We start from the raw sequence: 25,168 nt of genomic DNA on the forward strand, positions 1-25,168 counted from the left end.
CCCGGCCGGGAGTCCTGCGGGCCCGCGCGTGGCTGTGAGCTGGGGCTTCTCCGCCGCAGGCGCTTTCAGATGTCCGCGAATCCTGGTCAACTTATGCGCGTGCGCCGGCGATTCTCCACAAATCGGCGACCGGTTTTACTACCGCTTGCCTAGCGAGAAGGACCTTTCGCCCAAACCTCAATCGCCCTTTCGGGCCCCCTCGGCGGCCTCGCCGGCCTCGCGCTCCCCCTCGGCGGCCTCGGCGGCGTCCACCATGGCCTGGAGCCTGAGCAGCCGGTGGTACATGGCGGACTTCGACGCCTCGGGGGTGGCGAGGCTGCCGAGCTCGGCGAGCGAGGCGCCGGGGTGGCGCTCCCTGAGCTCGCAGAACTCCCTGAGCGCGGGCGGGAGCGACCTCAGCCCCACGGTCGAGCGCACCCGGTCCACGAGGAGGCGCTGGTCGAGGGCGGAGGCGGTCTGCCTGGCCTGGTTGGCGATCTCCGCGTTCACCCTGCGCTGGACGTCGTTCTTGACCGACTTGAGCTCGCGCACGCGCGCCACGGTGTGCGCCGAGCGACCGGCGCCCATCACCTGGAGCATGCTCTCCACGTCGTCGAAGCTCTTGAGGTAGATGGCGAAGGCGCCGCGCCGGTGGTTGAGGCGGGCTTGGATGCCCAGGGAGGAGAGGACGTCGGCCAGGCCGCGCGCGAACTCCTCCCCCACCACCGCGATCTCGAGGTGGAAGTCGCCACGGGGGTCGGCGACGAAGCCGCCGGCCATGAAGGCGCCCCGGACGAAGGCGGCGCGGCAGCACGCGGGCCCGAGGAGGCGTTCGGGGACGCCGGGGTGGATCTTGAGGCCGGGGTCCAGGATCTGGAGCCGCTCGAGCTGGGAGGCCAGCCGGTCCTGCTCGGGGATCTCTATCAGGTAGTTGCGCGCCTTGTGCAGCACGGAGCGCCTCACCGTGAGCAGGGTCTCCAGGTCGAGGAGCTCGTGGGTGAGCTTGATCGTGCTGCGCGCCACCGCGCCCGTCTCCGTCGAGACGCGGATCGAGTGGCGCCCGCTTCCCGTGAGCGTGAGGGTGCCGCAGATGCGCATGAGGGCGGAGAGCTCGGCCAGCCCGCAGCCCTCGCAGTCGCCCTCCACGCGGGAGAGCTCGTCTTTCACCTCCGCCGTGAACGACATGGCGCTACCGCGCCCCGCCCTCGGGGCGGCGCGCTGCCACGGAGGCCGGGCTCACGTCCGCGCGCGAAAGGTCGCGGTGCGAGAGCGCGACGTGGTATCCCGCCTGCTCGAGGTGGGCGGCGGTCGCCGCGGCGATGGCGACGCTGCGGTGCTGCCCCCCGGTGCAGCCGATGGCCACGTTGACGCGCGCCTTGCCCTCCGTGATGTAGCCGGGCAGCACGACGTCGAGCATGCCGAACCACCGCTCCGAGAAGCGCCTCGTGATCTCCTGCGCAAGGACGAAGTCGCGCACCTTCGCGTCGAGGCCGGTCAGGCGACGCATCTCGGGGTCGTAGAACGGGTTCGCGAGGAAGCGCACGTCCACGAGGAGGTCGGCTTCCTGCGGCATGCCGTACTTGAAGCCGAACGAGAAGACGTTCACGTCGAGGAGCTGCTGCTCCCCCAGGGAGGAGAAGGCCTGCCGCACGCGGCGCCGCAGCTCGTTGGCGTGCAGGTGGCTCGTGTCTATCACGAGGTCGGAGTGGGCCTTGACGCTCTCGAGCTGCCTGCGCTCACGGCCGATGGCGTGCTCGATGCTCTCGCCCGACACGGCGATGGGGTGGCGGCGGCGGTTTTCGTTGTAGCGCCTCATCAGCTCCTCGGTGGAGCAGTCGAGGAAGACGACCTTGTAGGAGAGCTCGTGGGAGGGCAGCTCCTCGAGGGCGTCGTTGAGCTCGTCGAAAAGTCCCTGTGAGCGGACGTCGCAGGTGACCGCGAGGTGGCGGCCGACGCCGTTGTTGATGCCCACGATCTCTGCGAGCTGCAGGATCAGGCGGGGCGGGAGGTTGTCGATGCAGAAGTAGCCCATGTCCTCGAGGGCGTGCATCGCCTGGGTCCTGCCGCTGCCCGACATGCCCGTGATGACCACGATGTCCGGGACGCGGCTCTGCGCCTCGGCGGCCCGCATCTCCACGCTTGCGTCGCTCATGCACATCACCCCTGGAAGTGCGACGGGACAAACCCACGCCGCCAAGGATACGCGAACGCGCGGGCGCGCGCAGCGACGCTCGCCCACCCCCATGCGGACTACAGGCGAGAAGGACACGCCACCGCACGCCCGCCTGAACGCACGAGGCCCCCGGGCGTCGTGCCCGGGGGCCTCTGCCCTCTCCTTCGGGCGGGGGTGGCTATCCCTCGATGGCGGCCTTGAACCACTTGGTCAGGCTCGTGGGGTGCGTGATGCCCGTGCCCACGACGACCGACCAGGCGCCGGCCTCGATGGCGGCGGCTCCGTCCGCCGGAGTGTGGACGTGGCCCTCGCACACGATGGGCAGTCCCGGGAACTCCTCGGTCGCCTGGCGGAGAAGGGCGAGGTCTGGCCCCTCGTCCATGGTGGTCTGGATGGCCGGCTTGTTGTGGCTGAGCGTCGTGGAGACGAGGTCGCAGCCGCAGGCGACGCCGCGGCGGATGTCCTCGATGGTCATGCAGTCGGCCATCACGAGCGTCTCACACTGGGCGCGCAGGTCGCGCACGGTCTCCTCAAAGGTGCGGCCGTCAGGGCGCGGACGGTCGGTGGCGTCGAGCGCCACGACGTCGGCGCCGGCGTTGACGCAGGCCACGGCGTGGCGGAGGGTCGGGGTGATGTAGACGCCCTCGTGCCCCTCCTTCCACAGGCCGATGACCGGAATCTCGACGCGGCCCTTGATGGCGGCGATGTCGGACAGGCCCTGGCAGCGGATCGCGGCGGCACCGCCCTCCTCGCACGCCTGGGCCATCTGCGCCATGGTCTCCGGGTGGCGCAGGGGCTCGCCCGGGTAGGCCTGGACGCTGACGATGAGCTTGCCCCTGAGGGACTCTACGAGCGGTGAAATCTCCATATCCTCTCCCCTGCCTCTGATGAGGGCGGGCCCTCCGGGCGCCCGCCCAACGTGCCTTACGCGAACTCCGCGTACCCGGAGCTGACGACGTTCTCGGCCGCGCCGACCAGCGGCGCGTCCCCGCCGAGCGAGCCGGAGACGACCGGGGTCTTGGCGACGGGCGGCATCACCGACTCGTTCCAGCCGCGGGCCATGGCGTCGTGCCAGGCGGGGCCGCACTGGGCGACCGAGCCGGACAGGATGACGCAGTCCGGGTCGAACATGTTGCACATGCTGCCAAGGACCTCGCCGATGGCGTGGCCTGAGCGGGCCTCCGCCGCAATCGCCGCCTCGTCGCCCGCGGCGGCGAGCCTGTCGATGTAGGCGCCGTCGACGGGGTCGCCCGAGGGCGTGAGCTCGCTGCCGCCGAGCTCGAGGTACCTGTCGATGATGCCGGGGCCAGCGGCGATGGGCTCGAGGTGGCCGGTCGCGCCGCATGAGCACGGGACGCCGACGGCATCCGTGCAGCAGACGTGGCCGATGTGGCCCGCCTCGTTGTGGGCGCCCAGCAGGATGGAGCCGGCGTTCACGAAGGCGCCGCCGATGCCGGTGCCCACGGCGACGACCAGGCAGCTGGACTTGCCGAGGCCCGCCCCCCAGCGCGCCTCGCCGAGCGCGTGGGCGTGCACGTCGTTCATGACGCGAGCCTGCACGCCGAAGGCGGCCTCGAGCTCTGCGCCCAGGTGCGTCCCGCCCCAGCCGGGCATAATCTCGTTCGCGTAGGTGACGTCACCAGTCCTGGGGTCGATGACGCCCGCGGAGGAGACGCCAATCCCGTCGATGGCGGCACCCGTCTCCTCGATCACGCGGCGCACGGACTCGATGGCGCGCTCGAGCACGACCGCGCCGCCGCGCTTGGCCTCCGTGGGGACCTTGCCGACGGCATCGACCCGCGGCCTCTCGCCGGGGACGAGCGTCACCAGGGCCGATGCGATCTTGGTGCCGCCGATGTCGAGCGCCACCACGCGCTTGGTGTCTGCCATGTCTTGTGCCTCCTCCTGCTCGTCCGGGACCCGGGCGCCGCCTGGCGCCCGGGTCCCTCGTCCACTGGCTTCCGCCTCGCCCTGTGACCTGGGCCACCCCGTGCCTAGGCCTCGAGCAGCCCGTTCTCGACGAGGACCTTGCGGATTGCCTCGACGTTAGCGCCCTCGAGGGGCTTGACGGGACGGATCATCATGTTGGAGTCGAAGACGCCCATGAGCCACAGGGCGGTCTTGAAGGAGCCGACGCCGGCGCCGTAGCCGACCACGCCACTCGTCACGTCGAAGATGTGGCTAATCTCGTTGATGCGCTCCTGCTCCTTTCGGGCCGCCTCCCAGTCCTTGGCCTGGGCGTCCTTCCACATCCGGACGTAGCCGTAGGGCTCGACGTTGGCGAGGCCGGGCACCGACCCGTCGGCGCCGGAGAGGTAGGCGCAGTCCACGACCATCTCGTGGCCGGAAAGGACGCTCAGGGGGTGGCCCGCCTTGGCGTTGGCCTCGCAGAGGTAGCGGAAGCTGATGTCGTCGCCGGAGGAGTCCTTGACGCCGGCGAGCACGCCCTCCTCGCCCAGCCTGACCAGGAGCTTCCAGGGGAGCTTCACGTGGACGCAGACGGGGATGTCGTAGGCGAAGATCGGGGCGTCGAGCTCCTCGTGGAGGATGCGGAAGTGGTTCTCGACCTCGGCCATGCCGCCCAGCGCGTAGAAGGGGGCGGTGGCGACGAGGGCGTCGGCGCCCAGGGCGAGGGCCTGGCGGCCGTGCTCGAGGACGCGCTCGGTCTCGGTGTCGATGACGCCCACGAGGACCGGGACGCGGTGGTCGACGATGCGGACCGCCTCGCGGATGATCTGCTCGCGGCGCTCGTCGGTCACGAAGGCGACCTCGCCCGAGGAGCCGAGGAAGAACAGGCCGTCGACGCCCGCGTCGATCATGCGGTTGATGCTGCGCTCGAACGAGGGGACGTCGAGGGCGCCCTCGGGCGTGTCGGGCACGACGACGGGCGGGACGACGCCGGAGATCTTGAAGTCGGACATTGTTTTGCTTCTCTCCTTCTCGTGGGTTCTTAGCTGGGCTTCTGATAGCCCCCGGGCGCGACCGGGACGGGCGTCCGGGGAGGCCGCGCGGCCGCCGGGCGCGCCCGGCGGCCGGCTCTCAAGCCTACTGCCCCAGCTTGGGGTGCAAGAGCGACGGGGCGGCCCCCAGCAGGGTCTTAGTGTAGGCGTCCTGCGGGTGCTCGAACACCTGCTTCGCAGGGCCCTGCTCCATGATCTGGCCGTGGTTCATCACGATGATGCGATCGGAGATGTAGCGGACCGTCTGGATGTCGTGACTGATGAAGATCATGGAGAGGCCGAGGTCGTGCTTGAGGTCCGTCAAGAGGTTGAGGATCTGGGCGCGGACCGAGACGTCGAGGGCCGAGGTGGGCTCGTCGGCGATGATGGCCTTGGGGTTGAGCGACATGGCGCGGGCGATGGCGACGCGCTGGCGCTGGCCGCCGGAGAGCTGCCCCGGCAGCGCCCTCAGGGCGGAGTGCGGCAGGCCGACGAGCTCGACCAGCTCGTTGATGCGCCGCTCCTGCTCGGCGCTGCTCCCGACCTTGTGGACCAGCAGCGGGTCGAGCAGCTGCTCGCGGACGACCATGCGCGGGTTGAGCGCGGTCGCCGGGTCCTGGAAGACGACCGAGACCACGCGGCCGATCTTCTTGCGCAGGTCGGCCGTCCTCTTGGTGACGTCGGTCCCCATGAAGTAGACCTTGCCGCTGGTGGGCGACTGCAGGCCGCACATGACGTTCGCGGTGGTCGACTTGCCGCAGCCGGACTCGCCGACGATGCCGATGGTCTCCCCCGGCATGAGCTTGACGGTGACGCCCTGCACCGCGTGGACGAGGTTCGGGTGGATCAGCGAGCCCGTGCGGGTCCTGAAGGTGACGGAGATGTCGTCCAGGAAGATGATCGGCTCCGTGGAGGCGCTGTTCTCTTCTGCCATGGCCTAGGCCTCCTTCGCGAGGTTGTCGAGGTACGGGACGAGACCGTTCTCCCTGAGGTAGGCATCCGGCAGCTCCGAGAACCTGTGGTGGGCATCGCCGGGCAGGTCCTTCAGGACGGGGTGGACGTCGAGGCCGAGCGTCGGATGGCTCGAGCGCGGCGCGAAGCGGTCGCCGGCCGGGAAGTCCTCCGGGGAGGGGACGGAGCCGGGCACCTGGTGCAGGCGGGAGCCGTCCTTGGCGCCCTCCTCGATGGAGAGGACCGAGCCGAGCAGGCCGCGGGTGTACTCGTGGATCGGGTTGGTGAGCAGCTCCTTGGTGGGCGCCTGCTCCACGATCTGGCCGGCGTACATGACCGTGATCTCGGAGGCGACCTCGGCGACGAGCGCCAGGTCGTGCGAGACGAAGATCATCGCGAAGCCGAGCTTGGCTTGCAGGTCGTTCAGAAGCTTGATGACCTGCTTCTGGACGGTGACGTCGAGGGCGGTCGTGGGCTCGTCGCAGATGACCAGCGACGGGTCGCGGGTGAGCGCCATAGCGATGAGGACGCGCTGGCGCTGGCCGCCGGAGAGCTCGTGCGGGTAGCTCTCGAGCGTGCGCTTGGGGTCGAGGCCGACGAGCTCGAGGAGCTCCTCGGCGCTGCGGGTGCCGCCGCGGCTCGTGAGCTGCTTCATCTGGGTGGAGATGAGCATGGAGGGATTGAGCGAGGAGAGCGCGTCCTGGTAGACCATGGCGAGCTCGGTGCCGAGGAGCTTGCGGTGCTCCTCGGAGGAGAGCTTCAGCAGGTCCTGGCCCTTGTAGAGGATCTGGCCCGTGAGGGTCTCCTTGGGGTCGGTCAGGTTCATGATCGCCTTGGTGGTGATGGACTTGCCGCATCCCGACTCGCCGACGAGGGCCATGCACTGGCCGGGGCGCACGTCGAAGCTGACGTTGTCCACGACCTTGGTGTCGCCGTGGCTCTCGAAGCTGATGCTCAGGTTCTTGACCTCGAGCAGCGGCTTCACGGAGAAGTCCGGCACGTGGCGGTCGGTGCGCCTGAGCTCGACTGCGCGCAGGTCGGACAGGCGGCGGTTGAGGGAGGCGGCCTGCTCGGCGTAGGCGCGCACCGGGTCGGAGGCGAGGATGTCGTCCTTGCGGCGCGACTCGGCGTTCTCGACCTCGACGGGCGCGCCGGGCGCGGCGGCCATTGCGTCGGTCAGGCCCTCGGCGAGGATGTTGAGCGCGAGGCAGGTGACCATGATGGCCAGGCCGGGGAACAGGGCCTGCCACCAGCGGCCGGCGAGGACGCCGGCGCGGGCGTCGGCGAGGATGTTGCCCCAGGTCGGGGTCGGCTCGGTGATGCCGGCGCCGATGAAGGTCAGGGACGCCTCGAAGATGATCGCGTCGGCGACGAGCGTCACGGTGAACACCATGATCGGGGCGATGCAGTTGCGCAGGACGTGGCGCCACAGGATCCAGGGCGCGCGGGCGCCGGAGACGATGACGGCACGCACGTAGTCCTCGCCGTACTCCGACACGATGTTGGCGCGCACGATGCGGGCGATCTGCGGCGTGTACATGAAGCCGATGGAGAAGATGATGGCGGGCACCGAGTTGCCGAGGATCGTCACGAAGACGGCGGCCAGGGCGATACCGGGGAAGGACATGATGATGTCCAGGATGCGCATGATCACCTCGGAGACGACCTTGCCCGAGACCGCGGCAATCGCGCCGATGATGGAGCCGAACACGAGCGCGAACAGGACGGATCCGAAGCCGATCACCAGTGAGTAGCGGCCGCCGTAGAGCATGCGCGACAGGATGTCGCGGCCCTTGTCGTCGGTGCCGAAGAGGAAGCCGCTGCCAGGGGCCTGGCGCGCGGTGAAGATGTCGGTGGGGTTGTGCGGGGCGATGACGGCCGCGAGGACGGAGAGCAGCACCACGGCGACGAGGAGCACGAGGGCGATCTTGGAGCCGGTACTCATCTTCTTGAGCCCGCCGAGCTTAGCGCCCCTGGCGGCGGCCTCCTCGAGCTGCTCCGCCTGTTCCCTTCTCTTAGTAATCATGTCTACACCGTCCTAATGCGCGGGTTGATAAGGATGTAGAGCATGTCGACCACGATGTTGATGACGATGAACGAGAGCGCGACGACGATGACGACCCCCTGGACGAGGTTGGTCTCGTTGCCCTGGATGCCCTCGAGGATGGCGGTGCCCATGCCCGGGAGGTTGAAGATGACCTCGATGACGACCGCGCCGCCCATGAGGTAGCCGATCTTCATGCCGAGGGTGGTGACGGGGGTGATGAGCGCGTTGCGCAGGACGTTGCGCCCCACGATCACCGACTGCGGCAGGCCGCCGCCCTTCGCGGTGCGGACGTAGTCCTTGTCGAGCTCCTCGACCATCGCGGTGCGGACGATACGCGTCATCTGGCCGGTCAGCGGGAAGGCCAGGGCGATGCAGGGCATGAGCATGCGCGCGAAGTAGCCGCCGGGGTTGCTCGTGAAGGCGGGCAGGGCGCCGGAGGCGGGCAGGGCGTGCATGTAGCTCGAGAAGAGCAGGATGAGCAGGACGGCGAGCCAGAAGGAGGGCGTCGCGATGCCCGCGATCGAGATGACGCGGATCACCTGGTCCGGCCAGCGGTCGCGGTAGAGCGCGGCGAGCACGCCGAGCAGGAACGAGACGATCGCGCCGATGATGAGACCGATGAAGGTGAGCTGCATGGTGACCGGCAGGGCCCTGCTGATCCTCTCGCCCACCGAGTAGTTGGCGGCACCGTAGGTGCCGAGGTCGCCGTGGACGAGACCCCCCATGTAGCGGCCGTAGCGGACCAGCAGCGGGTCGTCCAGGCCGTGCTCCTCGTGGTACTGGGCGACGGCCTCGGGCGTCGCGGACTCGCCGAGGGCATTGTACGCCGGATCGACGTGCGAGAACGACATGAGCACGAACACCAGGATCGTCACGCCGAGTGCCATGATCGGCAGGGCTACGAGACGACGACCGATGAGACGCAGCAGGTTGTTCACGTTCCCCTCTCCTCTCCTGACTATTCCCCTATTGGTATAACAAATACGCTCTCCTGAAAGCCCGAGTAGATTCTTCCAGGTCCACCTGAGTCTACTCGGGCCCGAGTTGCGAGGCAGGCACGGGGACGTTACGCCTTCGCGGCGCGAACGTCCCCGTGTCGTGCGGGCGCCCGAAGGCGCCCGCCGGAGGTCCGCTACGCGCTGACGGTGTTGGAGCCGACGAAGTACAGGCCCGTGGTGCCGATGCCGGAGAAGTTCTCGATCTTGGTGCCGTTGGCGTTGGCGGTATCACGCCAGGAGGCCGTGGTGGTCTGGACCTGGATCACCGGGTAGAGCGGCACGTTCTCGGAGAGGAGGTCGAAGCACTTGTTCCAGGTCTGCTGGCGCTCGTCGCCGGATTGGCCGAGGGCCTCCTGCATGAGGGAGCTGAGCTGCTTCCACTCGTCGGACTCGATCCAGGGGCAGCGGGTCTTCATCCAGACGTTGTTGCCGTACCACCAGTTCATGAGCAGGTCGGGGTCGGCGCCGAAGCAGGACGGGTCGCCCGGGGCAAGCAGCAGGTCGTAGGTGTTGTCGCCCTGGTCGATGGCGGCGTAGGTCGCCGCGGAGGTGTCCGTCTTAATCGTGGTGCTGAAGCCGAGGGCGTCGAGGTCGTTCTTGACCTGCGTCGCCATGGCGACGACCTGCTCGTTGTCGGTCGTGCGCAGCTCGATTGCGCCCGGGGTGATGCCCGCCTCCTTGATGAGGGACTTGGCCTTCTCGACGTCGTAGGTGTAGACCGTCGAGGCCCTGTGGTAGTTGGAGAAGCTCTCGGGCAGGTAGGAGGTCGGCGCCTTTGCCATGCCGGCAAAGGCGTTCTGGATCATCTGGTCGTAGTTGAGGGCGTACATGACGGCCTGGCGGACCTTGACGTTGTCCCAGGGGGCCTTGGCGACGTCGAACATCATGAAGCGGGTGCCGAAGCCGTCGACCGTGTCGATGGAGCAGCCGGCGCTCTCGAGCTGGGAGACGGCGTCAGCGGTGACCATCTCCATGACGAGGGTGGAGCCCTCCTGCTGGGCGGTGACGCGAGCCGTGGCGTCCTTCAGGACGTCGTAGTGGATCTTGTTGTCCTTGGCGGGGAAGCTGCCGTTGTAGTTGGGGTTGGGGACGAGCTCGACGGTGTTGTCCGTAATGGAGTCGTACATCCAGGGGCCGGAGCCGATGGGCTTGTTGGTCATGTCGTCCTTGGTGGAGGAGGCGGGGACGACGCGCACGATGGCGAGGCGGTCCTTCAGGAGCGCGAAGTTGGGGACCGTGGTCTTGACGGTGAGGGTCTTCTCGTCCTTCTTCTCCACGGAGGCGATCGGCGTCAGCATGGAGACGTAGATGTTGCCCTCGGCGGAGGCGCGGGCGAAGGACTCGATGACGTCCTCGGGCGTGACGGCGCTGCCGTCGGAGAACTTCGCGCCGTCGCGCAGGGTGATCTCGTAGGTGGTGTCGTCGACCTGCTTGGGGTCGCCGGTCGCCAGCTCCGGGAAGGTGCTGTAGTCGTGGTAGTCGATGCCGTAGAGGCCCTCGACGACGTGCCAGTTGGTGCCGAGCGCCAGCGCCGAGGAAGTGCTGGAGGGGTTGTAGTTCTGCGTGGAGTACGCGGTGCCGGCCGTGATGGTGCCGCCGCCGACGGTGCCGCCGGTGGAGCCGCCCTCGGAGCTGGAGCCACCACAGCCCGCGAGCGCGAGGCTGGCGGCGGCCGTGGTACCGGCCAGGCCGAGGAAAGAACGACGCGACAGGTTCATGTCCTTCATGTGATCCCCCATTCGTAGAGTCCCTCGCGCAGCGGCGGGGCCAAGGCGGAGGGCCCCGGCCGGTTGGCGCACGTCGCTGCTGCGCTTGATTCCCAGAGTATGGGGGCCATTACATTTAGGGAAGCCAGTTTCGCCCAATGAGACAAATATAGGGGCCTGACGGTAGAATGAACGCTGTTTCCTGAAAGAATTAGCCTGTTACCTGAAAATCTATATAACATTTAATCCTCGTTGGTGCCTCCGTCGCCGCCCTCTGCGCCCGCAAGCCGTCCACCCAGCGCCTCGCGCTCCGCATCCCAGGCGCGCAGGGCGCAGAAGACCGCCTCGGCGACCTGCTCGGGGATCCCCCTCACGGAGGCGATCTGGTCGACGCTCGCGGCGCGCAGCCGCTTCATGGAGCCGAAATGGCGCAGGAGCGCGCGCTTGCGCGTGGGCCCCACCCCCGGCACGTCGTCCAGGACGGAGACGGTCATGGCCTTGTCGCGCAGCTCGCGGTGGAAGGTGATGGCAAAGCGGTGGCTCTCGTCGCGCACCTGCTTGATGAGGTAGAGGGAGGCCGAGCCCGAGGGAAGGACGATTGGCGTCTCGTCCCAGGGCACGAAGACCTCCTCGTCGCTCTTGGCGAGGCCGCAGCAGGGTATGTCGAGCCCGAGCCGGTCGAGCTGCTCGAGGGCGGCCGAGAGCTGGGGCTTGCCGCCGTCGAGGACGAGGAGGTCCGGCGCCTTGCCGAAGCGCTCGTCGGCCATGGTCTTGGGCCCGTAGCGCCTGCCCAGCACCTCGCCCATCGAGACGAAGTCGTTGGCCTCCTCGAGCGGCGCCTGGATCTTGAAGCGGCGGTACTGAGACTTGTCCGGGCGCCCGTTGGTGAAGACCACCATCGAGGCGACCGTGAAGCGCCCGTGCAGGGTCGAGATGTCGAAGCACTCGATGCGCATGGGGGGCGCATCGAGGGCCAGGGCGCTCTCAAGCTGGAGAAGGGCCTGGTTGGTGCGGTCGTCCGCGTAGCCGGTGCGCACCATGTAGCGGTTGAGGGCATGGTGGGCGTTGGCGGCCGCCATCTCGAGCAGGTGGAGCTTCTCGCCGCGCTGCGGCCGCCTGACGCGGCAGCGCCTGCCGCGCTTCTCGGAGAGCCACTCCCCCACCACCTCGGCGTCCGGCAGGTCCACCATGAGGTCGACCTCGGAGGGGATGTCGGCCGTCTCGTCGTAGTAGCGCTTGAGGAAGCCCCCCTGGAGCTCGACCTCGTCCACGTCGTTGCCCTTGTTGAGGACGAACTCGCTCGAGCGGATCGTGCGGCCCTCGCGCACCACGAAGACGCAGGCGGCCGAGATGGTCTCCTCGCGGTAGAAGCCGATGAGGTCGAGGCTCACGGCCGACGAGAAGACCACCTCCTGCTTGGCGTCGAGCGCGCCGATGGCGTCGAGACGGTGCTTGATGCGCCCCGCGCGCTCGAACTCGAGCTCCGAGGCGGCCTCCTGCATCTGGGAGGTGAGCTCGTCGACGACCTCGGAGCGCTTGCCCGAGAGGAAGCGCTCGACCTGGCTCACGTGCCGGGCGTACTCGACCGTGCCGATCGCGCCGACGCAGACGCCCGGCCCCCGGCCGACGTGGTAGTCGAAGCAGGGCCTGCCGCTCTCGGCCAGAAGCAGGTTGGCGACGGCCGCGTCGTCCGGGTTCTTCTCCAGCATGCGCCTCACGCGCTTCCACTGCGCGCAGCCGGCCGAGCAGATGGGGATGACCTTGCGCAGCGTGTCGATCGTGTCGCGCGCGGCGTGGGCGTCGGTGTAGGGGCCGAAGTAGCGGGTGCCCTTGCGGTGGCGCTCGCGCGTGTACTTGATCGCGGGGAAGACGTCGGACTCCGTGATGGCGATGTAGGGGTAGCTCTTGTCGTCCTTGAAGTCGACGTTGAAGTAGGGGTGGTACTGCTCGATCAGGTTGCGCTCGAGCACGAGGGCCTCGTGCTCGTTGCCGACCACGATGTAGTCGAACGAGCGCACCACCTGCATCATCAGGGGAATCTTGGCGCGGTCGTCCGCGAGGGTCGTGTACTGGCGCATGCGAGCGCGCAGGTTCTTGGCCTTGCCGACGTAGATGACCTGGTCCTGGGCGTCCTTCCAGAGGTAGCAGCCGGGCTCGGTGGGGACCTGGTCCACCTGCTCGGCTATCGAGGGCAGGCCCTCCGCCTCGGGCGTGGGGGCCTTGAGGTCCGCCTGTATGTCCGGCTCGTAACCGGGGTCCTTGATCGTCATGCGTCAGAGTATACCCGCCGGGCGGGCGCGCCGCGGGGCGTCGCCCCGCTGACGCCGCACCCGCCCGGCGCGACCTCCCCCTAGAAGGAGGTCTCGGTCGGCTCCGGGTAGAAGGTCTGGAACTTGCGGATCTGGTTGCGCTCGGTGAGCTCCACGGCCAGCCGGTGGCCGGGGTTGCGGTCGCCGAGGTAGCGCTGCGGGTCGAAGACCTTGCCCGAGGACGCCAGCTCGCGCACCTCCTCGAGGAGGTCGCCCGAGACGTACTTCTCCACGAGGACCACCGGCACGACGGTGAAGAGGCCCTTCTCGAAGATCTTGACCGCGCGCGGCTTCTTGTGGTCGATCACGTCCTCCACGCAGCAGCGCATGGGGTTGATGCCGCCGGCGACGTTGTAGTAGGAGCCGCGGCCGATCCGCGGGTTCATGTCCATGAAGACCACCCGGCCGGTCCTCGGGTCGCGCTTGGTGTCGAAGTTGCAGAAGCCCCGGTAGGGGTAGCCCTTATCCTCGAGGTGCTTGAGCAGGGCCTCGATCTTCTTCCAGCTGTCCGGCATGGGGCGCGAGATCATCGCGACGGGATTACCGAGCATGGTGGGCGCGTGGTCCTCGAGGAGGACCTGCGCCGAGCCGTACATCGCCAGCGTACCGTCGCTCGCCACGTAGACGGTGAGGCAGTCGATGTTGGTGTCGTCGCCCTCGATGAGCTCCTGGACCAGGAACTCGCCGTGGAAGCCGGCGGCGCGCAGATCCGCCCAGAGGGCGTCGAGCTCGGACTGCTCGTGGAGGAAGTAGACCTTCTTGAAGCCCTGGGCGTAGAGGTGGTCGTAGCGCGCCGAGACGGCGGGCTTGGCGACGACGGGGAAGGCGAGGCCGCAGGGTGCGACGGGGGCGTCGCCCGCAAGGTCGACGTACTCGGTCCTCGGGACGTCGATGCCGACCTCCTCGCACAGGGCCTGGAAGCGGGCCTTGTCTGAGACGAGCTCCACGACCTCCTCGGAGGGGACGGCGTAGAAGACGTTGGCGGGCAGGCGGTCCTTGGCCCCGTTGATGGCGTAGATCACGCCGTCGGTGTTGCCCGTGAGGAAGACCTTCTTGTCCGGGTTCTCCTGCGCGATCTGGGTGACGGCGCGGACGATCTCGTCGGAGGTGACCTTGGCGATGGGGCGCACGTCGAAGATGTCGGAGTGCTGGATCGCCGCGATCGGGGCGGACGCCAGGCAGACGCTCTTGCAGTGGTAGGCCGCGTGCATCTCCACGCCGAGCGAGTACGCGCCGATGTCGCCGCCCACGATCACGGGGACGAGGTCCTCGCGCGGCCTCTCGCGCAGCGCGCGCTCGGCCTCGGCGGCCTTGCGCTCGCGGCGCGCGGCGACGAAGCCGTGGGCCTGCGTGAGCAGCGCGTAGAGAGCCTGCTTAATCGGGAGGTCGCGGTCGGGCGCGACCGGGGTGACCTCCTTGGAGAACTTGCACTTGAACTCGTTCAGGCCCATGAGGGACGGCGCGAAGTCAGAGCCGATGCCCATCATGTCGTAGGCCGTGCAGCCCTTCTCGCCCGCCAGGTCGCGGCACTCCCAGAAGACCAGCCCGTCGGTGACGTGCGCGCGCTGGAACTCGGTGCGCGAGGCGCCGTAGTAGCGCGTCGCGCGGGTGCCGTTGATGGTGACGATCGACCAGGTCACGACCTTGCCGTCGACCCTGCCCGCGTACAGGCGGCAGTGGGAGGGCCCGAGGATGCGGAGCATGTCCTCGTAGTCCGAGGCCGGCGCGGGCTCGAAGCCGTCGCGCCGCCCGGTCTCCACGATCACGTCGTAGTACTCGGAGAAGGACTCGCGCGCCCGCTCGGTCTCGTCGGCGTAGGACGCCGGGCTCTCGCGCAGCGCCTTGCGGACGTCGCGGCGGCCGCGGGTCTTGAAGCGGGAGAGGACGTCCTCCTCGGAGCCGGTGAGGTCGATAACGACCGTCTGGTCGTAGGGGATGGTCGACAGGACGGCGTGGGTCTCGGGCAGCTCGGCGCGGACGGCCAGGCGCACGAAGACGACCTTGGGGTCGCGGGCGCGCACGCACTCGGCGATCGCGGCGAGCGCGGCGGACTCCTGCTCGGGGGTGGGCTCGGCGACCCAGACGGGACCGTGGCCGGAGCGCAGGTAGTGGTAGCCATGGGTCTCGAAGTCGAGGAAGCTCACGAAGGCGACGGCCGCGCCGTCCTCCTCGACCACGAAGGAGCCCCACTGGCTGCGGCCGGGGACGGTGTCCTGGTAGCGGGCCCACACCTCCGTCTGCTCGATGGGCAACTCGCAGCCGAGGCCCTTTGCCTCGGACTCCAACTGATCGAAGCTGACCTCTCTAAGCTGCATGGGGCCTCCAAGCGGGCGCGGGGCCCGACGTCGGTTCTGTGCCGGCCGGGCGCCCCTCGGGGCGGCGGCGTCCTAGCGATTCTACGGCACCGCACGGGCGCGGGGCCGCTTTGCACGGTAGCTACAGAAAGCCGCGCGCGGCGCGCGGCCAGCCCGCAGGCGGCCGCCGCTATGAGCGCGACCTGCGGAGAAGGGCCTTGACCTCCCGGGACTCGGGCATCTTGGTGGCGAGCGCAAGGCCGTAGGTGACCGCGACCGCCGGCACGCCGCCGGCGACGCAGTACAGGACGCTGCCGAGGAGCGAGTGGACCTCTCCCAGGGCCGAGGTCACGCCCGCCAGCACGAGGGCGCCCACGGCCGCGCCGGCAAGGCCGACCACGAGCGAGCGCAGCGCCGAGGCGGCCATCCGGGAGACGCCGACGTGCCCCAGGGTCCTGCGCAGGCTGAAGAGGGCCACCACGTCGATCGCCGCGTAGTACAGGGTCGAGGAGAACGCCACCCCCGCGAGCCCAAAGGGGCCGACCGCCCAGAGGCAGAAGGCGACCTGCACCGCGGCCCCGACCACGGCCGCCACGGCGTAGGCCATCATGCGGTGCAGCGAGGAGCAGACCTTCTGCAGGAGGGTCGAGACGCCGTAGGCGGGCAGCGCCGTGGCGAGGAAGACGAGGTAGACGGACATCTCCGCGAGCGCCTGGGAGTCGATGCGCCCGGCGGCGAGGAGGTAGGAGAGCTCGGGGGCGAACACCATCAGGTACATCATGAACGGGACGAGCCAGAAGTTGATGCGGTTGACGCCGAACAGCAGGCCCCGCTTGAAGGAGTCCATGTCCCCGTCGGAGGCGTACTGGGAGAGCTCGGTGAACAGGGCGACCGTGATGGGGACCGCGAAGACCGAGTAGGGCAGCATGTACCAGATGCGCGAGTAGTACGCGATCGAGGGCCCGGCGGCCGTGACCTGCGAGGCAGCCGACGACATGACCGAGACCGTCGGGAAGGACGCGACCGTGACCACAAGGGTGGGCAGGCCGATGGAGAGCATGTCCCTGAGCGCGGGGTCGTGGAAGTCGACCAGGAGGCGCAGCCGGATGCCGTGGCGCTTGAGGGAGGGCACCTGGAGCAGCACCTGCACGAGGACGCCCAGGGGGTTGCCGAGCGCGAGCGAAAGGATGGCGACCGTGGGGTTGGACTTGGCGAAGACCAGGTAGAGCACGAAGGAGAGGGTGCAGATCACGTTGTTGAAGATCGGCGCCGCGTTGCTCCAGAAGTAGTCGCGCTCCGCGTTCAGGATGCCCGAGAGGATCGAGGAGAGCGCGTAGAGCACGACCTCGATCGCGAAGAAGCGGAAGAAGTAGACCGACAGGTCGTGGTCGAAGCCCTCAGCGGCGCCGGCGGAGTTGGTCCAGATGACGAAGTCGGCGAAGACGAGGGAGACGGCCGTCAGGACGAGCATGAACAGGCCGACGATGGCGATGAGGTTGGAAGCGTAGCGGTTCGAGCCCTCCCGCCCGAGCCTCTTCCTCACCTGGATGTAGGTCGGCAGGAACGCCGTCATGATCACGCCGCCAGCCACGAGCTCGTAGAGCATGTTGGGCATGTTGTTGGCGACGGTGTAGACGCTCGCGAGGCCCGTGACGCCCAGGGCGATCGACTGGCCCCAGGTGCGCATGAGGCCCGTGATGCGCGAGATGATGACAAGGACGCTCATCATCGCGGCGGACCTGGCGACCGAGCCGGCGGAGCCGTCCTGGGAGGCGTCGCCGGTCTCGGGCCGGGCGGGCCCGGCCTGGTCGGGCCCGGAGCCCCCTGCCGCAGGGGCCGCCGCGGCGGCGTCCGCGCCCTTGGGGGCCTCCTGAGCGCCTGCCCCCGCCTCCCCCGCCTCGCCGGACGGCCTCCTGAGATGCTTCGGTTCTGCCATGGACATCCTCTCGCGGGGTAGACTCTTGCTTGTCGTCCGTTCGCGCGAGCGGGCCGAGCGCCCGGGGCCGCCTCGCACCCACGCGTTTTTCTCGTGGGAAGGGTACCCTCGCTGCCGGCGGACGGCCGGCCGAAGCCGCACACAAACACCAACTCTACGGAGATGCAGCCATGCACAAGCCTGTTCTCGGCATCGTCGGCGGGGTGGGCCCGCTCGCCACCGCCTACTTCATGGAGGCGATCATCAAGAAGACGCCGGCCGCGCGCGACCAGGACAACATCCCCATGATCGTGTTCAACGATCCGCAGATCCCCGACCGCACCGCCTACATCCTCGACCACGAAATGCCCGACCCGCAGCCCGAGATGGTGAAGGTCGCGCGCTGGCTCGAGGACGCCGGCGCGGACTACCTCGCCATCCCCTGCAACACGGCGCACTACTTCTACGACGCCATCGCCAGCTCGGTCGGGGTACCGGTCCTCAACATCATGAGCGAGACGGCCCGGCGCATCTCCAGGACCATCGGCACCGGCGGCACCGTGGGCCTCATGGCGACCGACGGCACCATCGAGTCGGGGGTCTTCCAGGGCTACTTCCGCGAGGCGGGCCTCGAGACCATGACCCCTGGGGACGACGACCGGCGCACCCTCATGTCGCTCATCTACGACTGCGTGAAGGCGAACAGGCCCTACGACGCGGACGAGTTCCTCGGCGTGGTCCGCCGCCTGCGCGACGCGGGCTGCGACGCGGTGGTCGTGGGCTGCACCGAGCTCTCCGTCATCTTCCAGGACCTGCGCGAGCGGCCCGACTACCTCTTCGACTCCCTCGACATCCTGGCCGGGCGCTGCGTCGAGCTCTACCTCGACGCCCGCGAGGCTGGCGGCATGGTGGAGATGTAGCGAGGCCCCACGCCCGCGCTACTCCCCCGTGAGCTCGCGGAAGAAGCAGCTCCTGTGGCCCGTGTGGCAGGCGGGGCCGGGGGAGTCGACCTCGTAGACGAGGGTGTCGGCGTCGCAGTCCACGAGGACGCGCTCGACGCGCTGCACGTTGCCGCTGGTGGCGCCCTTGTTCCACAGCTCCTTGCGGGAGCGCGACCAGAACCAGCTCGTCTGGGTCGAGAAGGTCAGGCGGATCGCCTCCTCGTTCGCCCAGGCGACCATCAGCACCTCGCCCGAGCCCGCCTGCTGGACCACGACGGGGACGAGGCCCCGCTCGTCGTAGCCGATCGCGGCCTCCGCGAGCGCCACCTCGCCCAGCGCCTCGCCGGCGTAGCTGCCGGCGCCGTCCTTCTCCTCCATGGGTCCTCCCCTCCCCGCCGGCCGCACCACCCGGCCGGCCGACGTACCTGCCTCCTGTTGTCATCTGGCCCCGGGACGCCCGAGGCACGCCCGGGACACGGCCAGGGACACGCCCGGGCACGGCCCCAGAGTAGCCCATCCGAGGGGCCCTGGGCGAGCGGTGGGCGCCGCTCTCCGAATACGTGGTTTGCGCGATCGCCCGCATGGATAAACCCTTTGATATTCGTCGGTTCGGCGGTTGGGGTGGCCATGTCAGTCAGCGCGGATTCCATCGGACGGCGGCCCGCGGGGGTCGCGGGCGGGCGCACGGGCGCGGCGCCGTCACCGAGGCTCGCCTTCGAGGACGAGCCCTGCCCGGGGGCGTCCTGGGACGACCTCGACGGCGAGCTGCTCGAGACCTGCCGCGAGGCCCTCGGCTACCGTGGCTCCAACGAGGGGTACCTCGCAGTGGCCGGCTACCTCAGGAACGACGCGCTGACCAACGGCGCCGTCATCATGTTCGCACGAAGCCCGAACCTCCTCCTCCCCTGCGCGCGCGTGCACGTCGGCAAGTTCTCCGCGGTGTCTGCGGGCGAGGAGCCCATCTGCATCCGCGACCTCATCCTCGACGGGCCGCTGCCCATCCTCATCAGCCTGGCGGAGGAGACCGTCGCGGAGCTCACCGGTCACGTGACCTTCCTCGACACGGACGGCAGGCTCAGGCAGATCAGGGACTACCCCCGCCAGACGTGGGTGGACGGGCTCATCGGGGCGCTCATGCACCGCTCCTACCGCAGCTCGAGCTACGTGCACATCACGATCTTCAACGACCGCATGCAGATCGTCTCCCCGGGCACGCCCACCCGCGAGGAGGACGGCAGCAGCACCACGACGCGCACCTCCCTCATGGAGAGCCGCAACCCGCGCATCAGCCACACCCTCGCCGCCCTCGGCATCTCGCGCGAGTCCGTCGAGCGCGACTCCACCCTCTTCGACCACGTCACGAGCCTCGAGCACCCCGTCTTCGACGAGCTCGACGTGCTCGACGGCCAGTCCGTGAGGCTCACCATCAAGAGCAACATCGGGGCCTGGGACCAGCTCCTCAAGGAGAACGCGGTCGACGGCAGGATGCTCCTCTCGCCCATCTACTCGGTCTAGGGGGCGCAGCAAGCGCCTCGGCAGCCGGGCGCGGGCCGCGCAAGTGGCCGGTCGGGTCGCGCCCGGAAGGCCCGATCAGAAGTCGAGGCGCACGGGGATGCCCTGCGAGGCCATGTACTCCTTGACCTGCCTCACCGTGAACGTACCGAAGTGGAAGACGCTGGCCGCGAGCACCGCGTCCGCCTCCCCCTCGATGATGCCCTCGGCGAAGTGCTCGAGCGTGCCGACGCCGCCCGAGGCGATGACGGGGATGGGGACGGCGCGCGCGACGGCGCGGGTCAGCGCGAGGTCGAAGCCCTCCTTGGTACCGTCGCGGTCCATGCTCGTGAGGAGGATCTCCCCCGCTCCGCGGCGCGCGGCCTCCTCGGCCCACTGGACGGCGTCGATCCCCGTGGGCTTGCGCCCGCCCGCGACGTAGACCTCCCACCTGTCGCCCCGGCCGACCCGCTTGGCGTCGATCGCGACGAGGACCGCCTGGCTACCGAAGGCGCGGGCGGCCACGGTGATGAGGCCGGGGTCCTTGACCGCCGCCGAGTTGAGCGAGACCTTGTCTGCCCCCGCGGAGATCATCCGCACCATGTCCTCGAGCCTCCTGAAGCCCCCGCCTACGGCGTAGGGGATCCTGAGCTCGGCGGAGGCCCTGCTCGCGAGGTCGACCGTCGTCTTGCGCTCGTCGCTCGTGGCCGTGATGTCGAGGAAGACGACCTCGTCGGCACCCTCGCGGTCGTAGGCGCTCGCGAGCTCGACCGGGTCGCCCGCATCCCTCAGGCCGACGAAGTTGACGCCCTTCACCACGCGCCCGTCCTTCACGTCCAGGCAGGGTATGACTCTCTTGGTAAGCATGGCTAGCTCCTCGCCCCCCGCTCGCCCGGGCCCGCGGCGGCCGCGAGCGCATCCTCGAGCGTGAATCCTCCCTCGTAGAGGGCCCTTCCGGTAATGGCGCCCTCGATGGTCCCCGGGCCCGCCGCCGCGAGCCGCTCGATGTCCGCGAGGCTCGCGATGCCGCCCGAGGCGACGACCGGGAAGCCAGCGGCCGCGGCGACCCTCCGGTAGGCCTCGACGTCGATGCCGCACTGCATCCCGTCTCGGGCTATGTCCGTGAAGACGAGGTGCCTGAAGCCAATGCCCGCAAGCCTCGAGACGAGCTCCTCGACCGAGAGGCCCTCCCCCTCGCGCCAGCCGTTGACCCTGACCATGCCGTCCCTGGCGGCGACGTCCGCCACGACCAGTTCCGGGAAGCGCCCGGCCGCCTCGGCAGCGAAGGCGGGGTCGCGCACGAGGGCCGTGCCGATCGCGACGCGGCTCGCGCCGGCCTCCGCCAGCCGCTCCACCGCGCCGATCGAGCGCACGCCGCCGCCCGCGTCGACCTTGATCCCCCCGACCTCGCAGATCGAGCGGATGGCCCGGGCGTTTCTCGCCCGGGCGTCCTCGTCCTCCTCGAAGGCCGCGGAGAGGTCCACCACGTGAACCCAGGCGGCACCGCGCCTCCTGAAGTCGCGCGCGACGGCGGCCGGGTCGTCCGAGTAGACCTTCATGCGGGACCTCTCGCCCCGCTCGAGCCTCACGACCTGGCCGGCTACGAGGTCTATGGCGGGAAACAGGATCATGCCACCCCTCCTCGCTCGACGATCCCGACGAAGTTGCGCAGGATGGCGAGGCCGGTGCGCGAGGACTTCTCGGGATGGAACTGGACGCCGAGGACGTTGTCGCGCCAGACCCCCGACGCGAAGCTGCGCGTGTAGTGGGTGCGCGTCGCCACGATGGCGGGGTCCACGTCGTCGGAGACCGCGTAGGAGTGCGTGAAGTAGACGTTGGCGCCCTCGGCGACCCCCGCGAGCAGCGGGCAGGAGCGGCCGTGCTCGGTCAGGTGGATCTGGTCCCACCCGACGTGGGGTACCTTGAGCCGCTCGGAGGAGAGCCTCGTGACGGAGCCGGCAAGCACGCCCAGCCCCTCGGCCCACGCGTCCTCCGCCGCGTGCTCGTGCGTGCGCTCGTCGCCGCGCTCGAAAAGCACGTGGAGGCCGAGGCAGATGCCCAGGAAGGGCACGCCGCGCGCGACGCCGCCTAGGATGGCGTCGGCCTCGCCGGACGCGCGGAGGTAGTCCATCGCGTCCTCGAAGGCGCCGACGCCCGGCACCACCACGGCGTCCGCCGCGGCTATCGCCGCCGGGTCGTCGACGACGCTCGCGTCGCCGCCCGCCTCCGTGACGGAGCGCAGGACGCTCGACAGGTTGCCCTTGTGGTAGTCGACGATTGCGATCCTCCTCGCGCGCGCGGGCGCCGCCATCACAGGACCCCCTTCGTGGACGGGACGCCGACGACGCGCGGGTCGCGCTCGACGGCGACGCGGAGCGCCCTGGCGCAGGACTTGAAGGTCGCCTCGATGATGTGGTGGGCGTTGGTGCCCGCGAGCTTGCGCAGGTGCAGCGTGAGGCCTGCCTGGCGGGCGAAGCCCACGAAGAACTCCTGCGCGAGCTCGCAGTCGAAGGTCCCCACCTTGTCCGGGCCGATCTCCACGTCCCAGAAGAGCTCGCCGCGACCCGAGACGTCGACGGCGGCGAGCACGAGGGCCTCGTCGAGCGGCACGGCGACGTCCCCGAACCTCCTGATGCCGCTCCGGTCGCCCAGGGCCTCGGCGACCGCCTGCCCGAGCACGATGCCCGTGTCCTCGACGGTGTGGTGGTCGTCGACCCAGGTGTCGCCCTTCGCGTGCACGCTGAGGTCCATCAGCGAATGGCGGCCGAGGGCGTTGAGCATGTGGTCGAAGAAGCCCACCCCCGTCTGGACGTCGCAGGCGCCCGTGCCGTCGAGGTCGAGCGCGACCTCTATGTCCGTCTCCCCGGTCCTCCTCGAGACCGTTGCGCTCCTACCCATTGCGCACCTCCTTGGTGAGCCTCGCGAGCTGCGAGGCGACGCGGTCGTTCTCCTCGGGCGTGCCGACGGTCACCCTGAGGCACCCCTCCAGCCCCGGCGTGGACGAGAAGTCCCTGACGAGGATCGAGCACTCGTCGCGCAGGGCGAGCCAGACCTCGTGGGCGCGAGGCACCCTGACGCAGAGGAAGTTGGAGCTGCTCGGCCACACCCTGACCCCCTGTCCCGAGAGGGCGGAGAGGGCCGCGCTCAGCCGCTCGCGCTCCGAGACGATCTTGGCGATCGTCGGCGCGAAGGCGTCGCGGTCGTCCAGGATGGTGCAGGCCGCCGCCTGGACCAGGGAGTCCACCGTATAGGGCTGCCTCACCGCGGCGAGCGCCCCGACCACGGAGGGATCGGCGAGCACGTAGCCGAGCCGGCCGCCCGCGAAGGCGAAGGCCTTCGAGAGGGTGTGGAGCACGACGAGGTTGGGGTGGGTCGCGAGGAGCGGCTCTGCGCTCGCGCCCGCGGGAGCGAACTCTCCGTACGCCTCGTCGGCCAGCACGATCCCCGGGCAGGCCTCGCAGACCCTCGCGACGTCACCGGGGGCCATCACGTCGCCCGTAGGGTTGTTCGGCGAGCAGATCACCACGATGCTCGCCGTGCGGGCCGCCTCGACGAGGGCGTCCACGTCGGGCAGCAGCGTCTCGGCATCGCGCGGGACGTCCACCACCTCGGTCTCGACGAGCTCGGCGTACAGGCGGTAGACCGAGAAGGTCGGCGGGCAGTTGACGAGCACGTGCCCCCTCCCGCCGAACGCGAGGAAGAGGTTGAAGATCAGCTCGTCGCCGCCGTTGCCGACGCACACCGACTCCGGGCGGACGCCGTGCCAGCGAGCGACCCTCTCCCTCACGCCGTCGGCGAGCGGGGCGGGGTAGCGGTTCACGCAGACCTCCGCCAGGGCGGCCTGGACCCTCTCGCGCACCTCGGGCGGCATGCCGTAGGTGTTCTCGTTGGCGCTGAGGTTCACCTCGACGGGCGAGAAGCCCGGGTCGTAGGGCTCGAGGGCCGCCGCCGAGGGGCGCATGAGGGCCCGGACGGGCGCGGATATCGATATCGCCATGGCGGCTCCCCTACCTCACCTTGAAGTCGAGCCTGGGCGTGCCGGGCGCCTCGAGCGCCTGCGGCCAGGCCGTGCGCGTCGCGTCCTCGCAGGCGGCCACGGGGTCGTCGAAGCGCTCGGCTCCCTCCTCGACGAGCCTCCTGCGCAGGCCCACGGAGAGCGCGTGCGCCCAGAGGCCCTCGCCCTGGGCGAGCGTCTGCGCGGCGGGCGCGTCGGCGGCGAGCCCGGCGGGAGAGTAGCTGATCACGCTCGAGCGCTTCACGAAGTCGTAGACGCCGAGGGGGTTCGAGAAGGCCGCGGTGCCGCCGGTCGGCAGGGTGTGGTTGGGGCCGGCGACGTAGTCGCCCAGGGGTTCGGAGCTCCAGGGGCCGACGAAGATGGCGCCGGCGTTCTCGATGGAGCCGAGCACGTCGAAGGCGTTCGCCGTGTGGAGCTCCAGGTGCTCGGGGGCGACGACGTTCACCGCGTCCACGGCGCGCTCGAGGTCCTCCGCCACGACGACGACGCCGTGCTCCAGCGACGCCCTCGTGATCTCCTCGCGCGGGCTCTGCGAGACGAGGCGCTCCGTGGCCTCCTCCACCCGCGCGGGGAGCGCGGGGTCGCAGGTGACGAGGTAGCAGGTGGCCATGGGGTCGTGCTCCGCCTGGGCCATGAGGTCGGCCGCGACGACGACGGGGTCGGCCGTGGAGTCGGCGAGGACGCAGACCTCGGAGGGGCCGGCCACCATGTCGATCCCCACGTCGCCCGAGACGTAGCGCTTGGCGGCCGCGACGTAGGCGTTGCCGGGGCCCACGATCTTCACGACCTTGGGGATCGACTCGGTCCCATACGCCGCCGCGGCGATCGCCTGCGCGCCGCCCACGGCGTAGACCTCGTCCACGCCGGCGACCGCGGCGGCGGCGAGCGTGTAGGCGGACAGCGAGCCGTCGCGCTGCGGCGGGGTGAGCATGATGACGCGCCCGACGCCGGCGACCTTGGCGGGGATCGTGTCCATGAGCACGGTCGAGGGGTACTGGGCGCGCCCGCCCGGGACGTAGACGGCGACGCTCGGGACGGGCGTCACCTTGACACCGAGGATGGTGCCGTCGGGCTTGGCGGAAAACCAGCTCTGCTCCACCTCGCGCTCGTGGAAGTCGCGGATCTGGTCGTAGGCGCGCCTCAGCGCGGAGACGAACTCCGGGTCCACCATGTCGAGGGCGCCGCGGACGACCTCGTCGTCCACGCGGAAGTCCTCGGGGCACGCGCCGTCGAACTTGGTGCAGTACGCGCGCAGCGCCTCGTCGCCCCTCTCCCTGACGTCGTCCACGATGGCCTTCGCGGACTCCATGACGCTCTCGGGGAGCGCCCCCTTGCGCTCCAGGTCCTCGTTGGTGAGGGCGCGGTCGCCCCTCAGCTCTATGGTCCTCATCGGCAACCCCTCGCTTTCCT

General features: G+C 69.6%; 21 protein-coding genes. 2 read left to right on the forward strand and 19 right to left on the reverse strand.

Annotation, left to right across the window (positions count from 1 at the left end):
* Positions 1 to 177 precede the first annotated feature (177 nt).
* The 12 genes from whiA to murJ form a co-directional block, all read right to left on the reverse strand.
* A complete protein-coding gene (gene whiA, locus VXJ25_RS06310; protein ID WP_330958358.1) occupies positions 178 to 1,164 on the reverse strand; it encodes a DNA-binding protein WhiA in 987 nt (328 codons plus the stop codon).
* Between the two features lie 4 nt (positions 1,165 to 1,168).
* A complete protein-coding gene (gene rapZ / locus VXJ25_RS06315) occupies positions 1,169 to 2,131 on the reverse strand; it encodes an RNase adapter RapZ (protein WP_330958359.1) in 963 nt (320 codons plus the stop codon).
* Positions 2,132 to 2,330: 199 nt separating this feature from the next.
* Complete coding sequence (locus VXJ25_RS06320; RefSeq protein WP_330958360.1) at positions 2,331 to 3,020, reverse strand: N-acetylmannosamine-6-phosphate 2-epimerase; 690 nt, start codon at positions 3,018 to 3,020, stop codon at positions 2,331 to 2,333.
* A 56-nt stretch (positions 3,021 to 3,076) separates the two neighbouring features.
* On the reverse strand, positions 3,077 to 4,042 hold the full coding sequence (locus VXJ25_RS06325) for an ROK family protein (RefSeq protein ID WP_330958361.1): 966 nt from the start codon (positions 4,040 to 4,042) through the stop codon (positions 3,077 to 3,079).
* A 104-nt stretch (positions 4,043 to 4,146) separates the two neighbouring features.
* Positions 4,147 to 5,073, reverse strand: a complete 927-nt coding sequence (locus VXJ25_RS06330; RefSeq protein WP_330958362.1) for a dihydrodipicolinate synthase family protein — start codon at positions 5,071 to 5,073, stop codon at positions 4,147 to 4,149.
* A gap of 124 nt (positions 5,074 to 5,197) precedes the next feature.
* Positions 5,198 to 6,025 carry an ABC transporter ATP-binding protein gene (locus tag VXJ25_RS06335; RefSeq protein WP_330958363.1) on the reverse strand — a complete coding sequence of 276 codons (828 nt, stop codon included), beginning with the start codon at positions 6,023 to 6,025 and terminating at the stop codon, positions 5,198 to 5,200.
* A gap of 3 nt (positions 6,026 to 6,028) precedes the next feature.
* The gene (locus VXJ25_RS06340) at positions 6,029 to 8,068 is read right to left on the reverse strand and encodes a dipeptide/oligopeptide/nickel ABC transporter permease/ATP-binding protein (RefSeq protein WP_330958364.1); all 2,040 of its coding nucleotides are present in this window, start codon (positions 8,066 to 8,068) and stop codon (positions 6,029 to 6,031) included.
* A gap of 2 nt (positions 8,069 to 8,070) precedes the next feature.
* On the reverse strand, positions 8,071 to 9,027 hold the full coding sequence (locus VXJ25_RS06345; protein WP_330958365.1) for an ABC transporter permease: 957 nt from the start codon (positions 9,025 to 9,027) through the stop codon (positions 8,071 to 8,073).
* Positions 9,028 to 9,221: 194 nt separating this feature from the next.
* Positions 9,222 to 10,814, reverse strand: coding sequence for an ABC transporter substrate-binding protein (locus VXJ25_RS06350; RefSeq protein WP_330958366.1), 1,593 nt, complete (start codon positions 10,812 to 10,814; stop codon positions 9,222 to 9,224).
* A 221-nt stretch (positions 10,815 to 11,035) separates the two neighbouring features.
* Entirely contained in the window at positions 11,036 to 13,063 is a 2,028-nt protein-coding gene (gene uvrC / locus VXJ25_RS06355; RefSeq protein WP_330958367.1) for an excinuclease ABC subunit UvrC, read from the reverse strand.
* 80 nt (positions 13,064 to 13,143) lie between these two features.
* Entirely contained in the window at positions 13,144 to 15,417 is a 2,274-nt protein-coding gene (locus VXJ25_RS06360) for a GNAT family N-acetyltransferase (protein WP_330958368.1), read from the reverse strand.
* Positions 15,418 to 15,586: 169 nt separating this feature from the next.
* Positions 15,587 to 17,332, reverse strand: a complete 1,746-nt coding sequence (gene murJ / locus VXJ25_RS06365; protein WP_330958369.1) for a murein biosynthesis integral membrane protein MurJ — start codon at positions 17,330 to 17,332, stop codon at positions 15,587 to 15,589.
* A gap of 170 nt (positions 17,333 to 17,502) precedes the next feature.
* On the opposite strand from murJ, the gene cuyB reads away from it, so the two are divergent.
* On the forward strand, positions 17,503 to 18,231 hold the full coding sequence (cuyB, locus tag VXJ25_RS06370; protein WP_330958370.1) for a cysteate racemase: 729 nt from the start codon (positions 17,503 to 17,505) through the stop codon (positions 18,229 to 18,231).
* Between the two features lie 18 nt (positions 18,232 to 18,249).
* Here cuyB and hisI read toward each other — a convergent pair whose 3' ends face one another.
* Positions 18,250 to 18,630: a phosphoribosyl-AMP cyclohydrolase gene (hisI, locus tag VXJ25_RS06375; protein WP_330958371.1), complete on the reverse strand. Its 381-nt coding sequence runs from the start codon at positions 18,628 to 18,630 to the stop codon at positions 18,250 to 18,252.
* A 249-nt stretch (positions 18,631 to 18,879) separates the two neighbouring features.
* Between hisI and VXJ25_RS06380 the strand changes: the two genes are divergently transcribed.
* A complete protein-coding gene (locus tag VXJ25_RS06380; RefSeq protein ID WP_330958372.1) occupies positions 18,880 to 19,767 on the forward strand; it encodes an ATP-binding protein in 888 nt (295 codons plus the stop codon).
* 75 nt (positions 19,768 to 19,842) lie between these two features.
* On the opposite strand, the gene hisF is transcribed toward VXJ25_RS06380, so the two are convergent.
* From hisF to hisD, 6 genes are read right to left on the reverse strand one after another with little or no spacing between them, the layout of a single operon-like run.
* Positions 19,843 to 20,610: an imidazole glycerol phosphate synthase subunit HisF gene (hisF, locus tag VXJ25_RS06385; RefSeq protein WP_330958373.1), complete on the reverse strand. Its 768-nt coding sequence runs from the start codon at positions 20,608 to 20,610 to the stop codon at positions 19,843 to 19,845.
* 2 nt (positions 20,611 to 20,612) lie between these two features.
* Positions 20,613 to 21,374, reverse strand: a complete 762-nt coding sequence (locus VXJ25_RS06390; protein ID WP_330958374.1) for a 1-(5-phosphoribosyl)-5-[(5-phosphoribosylamino)methylideneamino]imidazole-4-carboxamide isomerase — start codon at positions 21,372 to 21,374, stop codon at positions 20,613 to 20,615.
* Complete coding sequence (gene hisH, locus VXJ25_RS06395) at positions 21,371 to 22,054, reverse strand: imidazole glycerol phosphate synthase subunit HisH (protein ID WP_330958375.1); 684 nt, start codon at positions 22,052 to 22,054, stop codon at positions 21,371 to 21,373. The genes VXJ25_RS06390 and hisH overlap by 4 nt, the downstream gene beginning before the upstream one ends.
* Positions 22,054 to 22,641: an imidazoleglycerol-phosphate dehydratase HisB gene (gene hisB / locus VXJ25_RS06400; protein WP_330958376.1), complete on the reverse strand. Its 588-nt coding sequence runs from the start codon at positions 22,639 to 22,641 to the stop codon at positions 22,054 to 22,056. Before hisB ends, hisH begins: the two co-directional genes overlap by 1 nt.
* Positions 22,634 to 23,740, reverse strand: coding sequence for a histidinol-phosphate transaminase (hisC, locus tag VXJ25_RS06405; protein ID WP_330958377.1), 1,107 nt, complete (start codon positions 23,738 to 23,740; stop codon positions 22,634 to 22,636). The genes hisB and hisC overlap by 8 nt, the downstream gene beginning before the upstream one ends.
* A 10-nt stretch (positions 23,741 to 23,750) precedes the next feature.
* Positions 23,751 to 25,148 carry a histidinol dehydrogenase gene (hisD, locus tag VXJ25_RS06410; protein WP_330958378.1) on the reverse strand — a complete coding sequence of 466 codons (1,398 nt, stop codon included), beginning with the start codon at positions 25,146 to 25,148 and terminating at the stop codon, positions 23,751 to 23,753.
* Positions 25,149 to 25,168 lie beyond the last annotated feature (20 nt).

Origin of the sequence: Olsenella absiana (genome assembly GCF_036408855.1) — a bacterium.
In the GTDB taxonomy this organism is placed as follows: domain Bacteria; phylum Actinomycetota; class Coriobacteriia; order Coriobacteriales; family Atopobiaceae; genus Olsenella_K; species Olsenella_K absiana.